The organism is Limnospira sp. PMC 1279.21 (assembly GCF_032349615.1).
GTDB classification, from domain to species: Bacteria; Cyanobacteriota; Cyanobacteriia; order Cyanobacteriales; family Microcoleaceae; genus Limnospira; species Limnospira fusiformis.
Genome location: NZ_JARPLU010000231.1, coordinates 1 through 5,803, shown reverse-complemented (window position 1 = coordinate 5,803; position 5,803 = coordinate 1). Strand labels below are relative to the sequence as shown.

Annotated in this window: 5 protein-coding genes and 1 pseudogene; 3 read left to right on the top strand and 3 right to left on the bottom strand. The window is 43.8% G+C overall.

Annotated elements, in window-relative coordinates; all coding sequences use genetic code 11:
- Nucleotides 1–98 precede the first annotated feature (98 nt).
- The 3 genes from P5683_RS22185 to P5683_RS22175 all read left to right on the top strand — a co-directional run bounded on the left by P5683_RS22185 (nt 99) and on the right by P5683_RS22175 (nt 3,366).
- Nucleotides 99–1,295, top strand: a complete 1,197-nt coding sequence (locus P5683_RS22185) for a GNAT family N-acetyltransferase (RefSeq protein WP_006625284.1) — start codon at nt 99–101, stop codon at nt 1,293–1,295.
- Between the two features lie 157 nt (nt 1,296–1,452).
- Complete coding sequence (locus P5683_RS22180; RefSeq protein WP_006625283.1) at nt 1,453–1,710, top strand: hypothetical protein; 258 nt, start codon at nt 1,453–1,455, stop codon at nt 1,708–1,710.
- A gap of 93 nt (nt 1,711–1,803) precedes the next feature.
- On the top strand, nt 1,804–3,366 hold the full coding sequence (locus P5683_RS22175) for a tetratricopeptide repeat-containing serine protease family protein (protein WP_006625282.1): 1,563 nt from the start codon (nt 1,804–1,806) through the stop codon (nt 3,364–3,366).
- Nucleotides 3,367–3,456: 90 nt separating this feature from the next.
- Here the strand turns inward: P5683_RS22175 and P5683_RS22170 are convergent, their stop codons facing one another.
- The 3 genes and pseudogenes from P5683_RS22170 to P5683_RS22160 all read right to left on the bottom strand — a co-directional run.
- Entirely contained in the window at nt 3,457–4,293 is an 837-nt protein-coding gene (locus P5683_RS22170; RefSeq protein WP_006670462.1) for a hypothetical protein, read from the bottom strand.
- Nucleotides 4,284–5,393 (bottom strand): AAA family ATPase, encoded by a 1,110-nt coding sequence (locus tag P5683_RS22165; RefSeq protein ID WP_187758587.1) that lies wholly within the window; start codon nt 5,391–5,393, stop codon nt 4,284–4,286. The genes P5683_RS22170 and P5683_RS22165 overlap by 10 nt, the downstream gene beginning before the upstream one ends.
- A 113-nt stretch (nt 5,394–5,506) precedes the next feature.
- Nucleotides 5,507–5,803, bottom strand: a pseudogene (locus P5683_RS22160) (zinc ribbon domain-containing protein); the annotation flags it as partial.

Below are 5,803 nucleotides of genomic sequence, written 5' to 3'. Positions count from 1 at the left end.
TTTGTACCTTATTGTCCTAAGATGTAAAGCAAATCTTGGATTAAATTCTTGCTCCCGATTAAAATCGCTAGAATATCATAGCGCTTTTAATTTTCAGCATGAATACCTTACACTCAAATCAATCGCCGTATTCGGTAGCTTGGATTAGTCAAATTTCGGAAGTCCCTCAGTCGGAGTGGGATCAACTCGCCCAACCCCTGAAAACTCCCTTTTTTGAATGGGACTGGCTGCATAATTTGGAGGCTTCTGGTAGTGCCACGGGACAGGCGGGTTGGCTGCCCAATCATCTGACAGTGTGGCGAGATTCTCAATTAGTCGCGGCCGCACCATTATATCTCAAAGGTCACAGTCGCGGTGAATTTGTTTTTGACCACCAATGGGCTGATTTGGCTTATCAATTGGGGATTGAATACTATCCCAAAATGTTGGGGATGTCACCTTTTACACCAGCAGAAGGCTATCGATTTTTAATTGCACCCTCGGAGGATGAGGAGGAAATTACTGGGTTAATGGTGCATGAAATAGATCGCTTTTGTATTAACCATAAAATTTCGGGCTGCCATTTTCTTTATGTAGATCGTCAATGGCAGTCTACTCTGGAAAAACAGGGATTTACCCCTTGGTTGCATCATAGTTATATCTGGCAAAATCAAGGATATAATAGTTTTGATGATTACTTAAAAATATTTAATGCTAATCAACGCCGTAATATCAAACGAGAACGAAAAGCCTTAGACAAAGTGGGGCTGGAAATGCGGATTTTGACGGGTGATGATATCCCTAAATCTATGTTTTCGCTGATGTATGATTTTTATGCGAGTACCTGCGATAAATTTGGCTGGTGGGGAAGTAAATATCTGACTCGGAAATTTTTTGAACAGTTACACCATGATTATCGTCACCGGGTGGTTTTTGTAGCTGCATATACTGAATTAGACGATCGCCAACCTATGGGGATGTCATTCTGTTTGACTAAAGGCGATCGCCTATATGGTCGCTATTGGGGAAGTTTACAAGATGTCGATTGTTTACACTTTAATGCTTGTTATTATTCCCCTATTGAATGGGGGATTAATCATGGGATTAAATCCTTTGACCCCGGGGCGGGAGGACGACATAAACAGCGTCGCGGTTTTCCAGCCAGACCTAACTACAGTCTCCATCGTTTTTATGATGGTCGTCTCTCTCAAATTCTCCGCAACTATATTCACCGCATTAATGACATGGAAAAACAGGAAATTAACTACCTTAATCAAGATTTACCATTCACCGATAACAGCTTAACTGATTTTTAGATATAGCCACGAGTTCCCAGACTGGCTGTGGTCATGGTCTTAACCCGCCATAGCCTAGTCTTCATAGTTAGTTAGAAAATATCCCCCCACAGATAGATAATAATTCAGATACAATTTGCTATAATTGAGACGGTGTGCAAATATATATACAATAATTATGTCAAATCCCCCCAGATTACAAGGAACTGATCTAGTAGATTGTGCCAAATCCAGTGCGAAACAGGGACTAGAGGAAGCCGCCCGCAATTGTGGATATGGAGAAGATATAGAAGCCTTTACTAGCAGCTTAAAAAAGGCTTGTCATGATATGGGAATCAAGAATGTTGAAACCCTCAGCGATCTAATTACCGATCGCCAAAAGATAGTACAGCAAGGAGGCGTTGAAATTGCCCCCGACAGTGCGAGTTCCCTATAACTGCTAACTCAACCGGATCAATCCGAAATCCTCAGAAGTAAGGAATGGGATAGGTTCAGACTCCTACCCAGTCAATACTTCCATAGGTGCGCCATGAGTCTAGTTAAAAATTGTTTGCGTCCGGTGCAAGCTATCATAGCAGCCGGAGTAATCACCCTGTTATCGGTCAGTAATGCGATCGCCCTAATGGCAGAAGAAATCGATCGCATAAGTGAAAAAATCACCGTCTCGATCAACGGTATCAACCCCGGTTCAGGAGTAATTATCGCCCGTGAGGGAGACCTGTATTATGTACTGACAGCTAACCATGTTGTCCGCAGTCCCGATGAATACATAATTATCACCCATGACGGCGAAAAATACCCCCTAGACTACGATCGCGTCATTAGACTACCGGGAATCGACTTAGCAGTTTTAGCCTTTAGTAGCGATCGCACCTACCCTCTGGCGCAAATTGCCGATTATGATTATGATGCTGAATCCAGACATATTTTCATTTCCGGCTGGCCAGAATTTCAGCCCCGCCTATTTACCGCCGGGTTACTAATTAGCCAAGCCTACAAACTCGCCTTTGTCAAAGAACCCACCACCCGTGGTTATGACCTATTTTATACCAATTTCACCCAGGTAGGTATGAGTGGGGGGCCGATTTTAGACACCCAAGGTCAGGTAATTGGTATTCATGGAATGTCAGAAGGTCAAATCCTCATAGACCAGATCACCGGAACCAGCAATCGAGTTACAGTAGGCTACAGTGCAGGTATTCCCGTCAACCGATTTTTGCAATCAGGGATTCCCCTTAACCTCAATATCAGCGATCGCCAACCAGACCCCCCTACCCCCCGCCAATTACAATCTATTTCGGCTTATATGCAGGTTCCCCCAGTTAGCGATCGCTTTAGCGCGATCGACTGGACCAATCGCGGAAATCAGCTTTATCGCCACGAAAGATGGCGAGACTCCTTAGAAGCCTTTGAAAGGGCGATTAACATACAGTCTAATTTTTATCCGGCTTGGTATGGTCGCGCCAATGCGTTATCCTCCCTGAGTCAATACGATGAGGCGATCGCATCCTATGATCGCGCTACCCAACTCCAACCTAATTTTCATCCCGCATGGCGCGATCGTGGGGCGCTATTAATGTCTCTCGGTCGCCACGAGGAAGCCTTACAAGCCTTTGACCGCCTCCTACAAATTCAACCTGATGATTATGGGATTTGGTATTTACGCGGCAATATTTTAATGAATCACCTAGATGACTACCCAGAGGCGGCGAGATCTTATGCTCGCGTGATCAATATCAAACCTGATTTTACCCCCGCTTTCACCGCTAAAGCCCAAGCCCTATTTCGCCTGGGAGACTATGGAGAGGCGATCGCATGGCTAGATGAGTCTCTCCATCAAAATTCTCACCAAAGGGAAGCCTGGGTTTTAAGGGGTCAAATCTTTATGGCAATTCAACGTTACGCACAAGCCCTTAATGCCTATAATCGCGCTGTTAATCTTGATAGTAACCACTCTCAAAGTTGGTTAGGTAAGGCGATCGCATATCTGCGACTCAACCGCGACCAAGAGGCTAAAGATGCAGCCCAAAGGGCATTAGAAATTAATCCTGGCGACCTAGAAATTCAACAATTTCTACAAACACTCCCCTAAAAATCAGTAGGGGCAGCTTTCCGCCGCCCCTAAGACCAAACTACATTGATGTACCTACACTTTCGCGATCGCCATTTCCCCCAATTGATTTCAACTTTCCGAAAAATCAGTCTCCTCAATCAACTGACGGAGTTTCTTCCATTCTGGTAACCACTCCCAAACCCCATCTGTGCGTTCAATTCTAGTCACAACTCTTTCAATGAATACTTCCTCTGGGTGCTTTTTATTTGAACTATCTTCAAATCCCCAATCACCGAGTTTGTCTCTCATGGCGTAGAGTAAATCCTTCCCCGCAAAATAATGGAGATAATTTTGAAAACGAGATCCTGCTGATTTGAATTTAGGAAGTAAATCCCTGAATTTCCCTTGCACATCTTTCTCTGACACAATTCTCTCGCCCTTATATTTTCTAACAATTTCAGCTATCCTTACTTCGCAGTAATCTTCGCCGAGTTTGGGCGGGAATGAATGTCCTTGTCGAACTTTGTCACCCCACAAATTCTTGAATTTTTCGCAAGCCAAAGCAGTTCTTGCCGCCGAATATGCAGCAATTTTCTGGGCTGCTTGGTCTAAAGCATTCTGATACTCAGAGTCTGATGGTGCTTTCTTTCCTAATGCCTTTCGGACGACTACCGGATCGATTAAATAGTTTTCAATCTCTTTTCTCTCCCACGCCCAACCGACCCATATTTGGTCATATACACATCGAATGGGTTCATTGGTTATTGGCCAATCTTGACAATCGAAATCATGATCGACCAAACAAGCTAAATTTGGTTGTCGGTCACGGTCGGCGATAATACTACTCAGAAAGCTGGAAGTTTTGCCACCGAGAGGGTGAATTTCACATTTGGGTAATAACTGACGAATGACTCGAATATCAATGCTTTTAGGACCTCCTTCGCAGTAGAGATTGGTTACAGACACAGCGTTCCTCCCGGTAAACGGTAGGTTTCACTTTCTCCAACAACATTGCTCACCGAGTCAGAGTGAGTGGTAATAATAAATTGACAGGTCGGTTCAATTTTCATCAGTTGGGATACAAAATATTGAGCAGCCGGAGGATGTAAGTTCAAATCTATTTCATCGATTAAGACCACCGAATAAGCAATTTGTTGCCTCACAAATTCATATAACAAAGGAAAAACAGACTGTTCTCCGGCTGACATTTCTTGAACGTCATAGGTTCGATATCCATCATTCAGCAGAAAATAAGTTTCTGAACCTGTCGGATCATTTTGAGTGGGCAGTTTTTCTATCCCAGCAAATGAGCGATCGGGAAAAACTTTTTGATAAAGTCTTTCTATCTGCAATAAATAACTATTTGAATAATCGCCAATTCCTGATTCTTGGTTTCTGTGCCAATCAATCAGGTATTGTCGTAAAATGCCGACTCCCACATCAAAGGATGCTTGACTACTACTTTCGTTGAGATTGTCTCTGCTACTGTCTGGCTTGGAATGGGAACCTAAGTTCCTGAACTGGTCAAACCAAAAAACTCCGGGAAGTTTGGCAAAATAATGTCGGACAGATTGTTCTCTCCTATTGATAAACCATTGAGCATAATATCTTCCTCTAAATTGGGCGCGTTCTGCGGGAGTATCTCCAGCTTTCCAAAAATCACCGTTTAACAGAAGACTCACTCTCCGGCTATCTCCCGGTTCGACAAATTCCCGCATTTCTTTGAATTCGTCAGGTTGAGCATCGTACCATTTTTTTGCCAGTTCAGAAGTGGTTTTTAATTCTTCCTCCTCAAATAAAATCTGCATCTCAATCTTTGGCGATCCCCACCTAAAATGGCGACCGGGAAGGAAACCGATCCAGTTAAAATCTGCTACATCTCGAATCCGACCAGTTGCTAAGGCTAAAGGAAGGGCGATCGCCTGTAAGAGGGTCGTTTTACCTGTTCCGTTATCGCCGAGGATCAGATAGCGATCGCTCACCTCGTCCAGAATATTATTCTTGAATGAAATTTCTAGGTCCTGAAATCGTTTGAAGTTTTCGATTTTAATCGATTCTACTTTCATATAATTAAATTTTTTCTGTGCGTGCATCCTAGATCGGTATCTCGGAGATGGCTACCCCCTTCTCCCGTCACCAATTTTAACCGGAACAGATCGCCTATGTGGATCTGATACATTTACGCGACATTTTTCCGGTTGTTCCCGGACAATGCAACGATAGCACTATTACCCGTTAAGGTAACAGAGGCGGTATCCCGCAAAGCTTTTAGAAAGATTCCAAAAGCACCGTTCCAGTCCCGTGGTAGAGTGAACCCGCACTCCGGACATCGGAACACTTTTGAGCCACCTAGCTGGGAATGGACATGACCACAGTGAGTACAGGTTTTGCTGGTGTATTCTTCGGTCACATCTACAACTGTTCAGTTATTTCCCCTTGATGTCTCAGGGTTAGTTTGAATCGATAATGCGCCCAT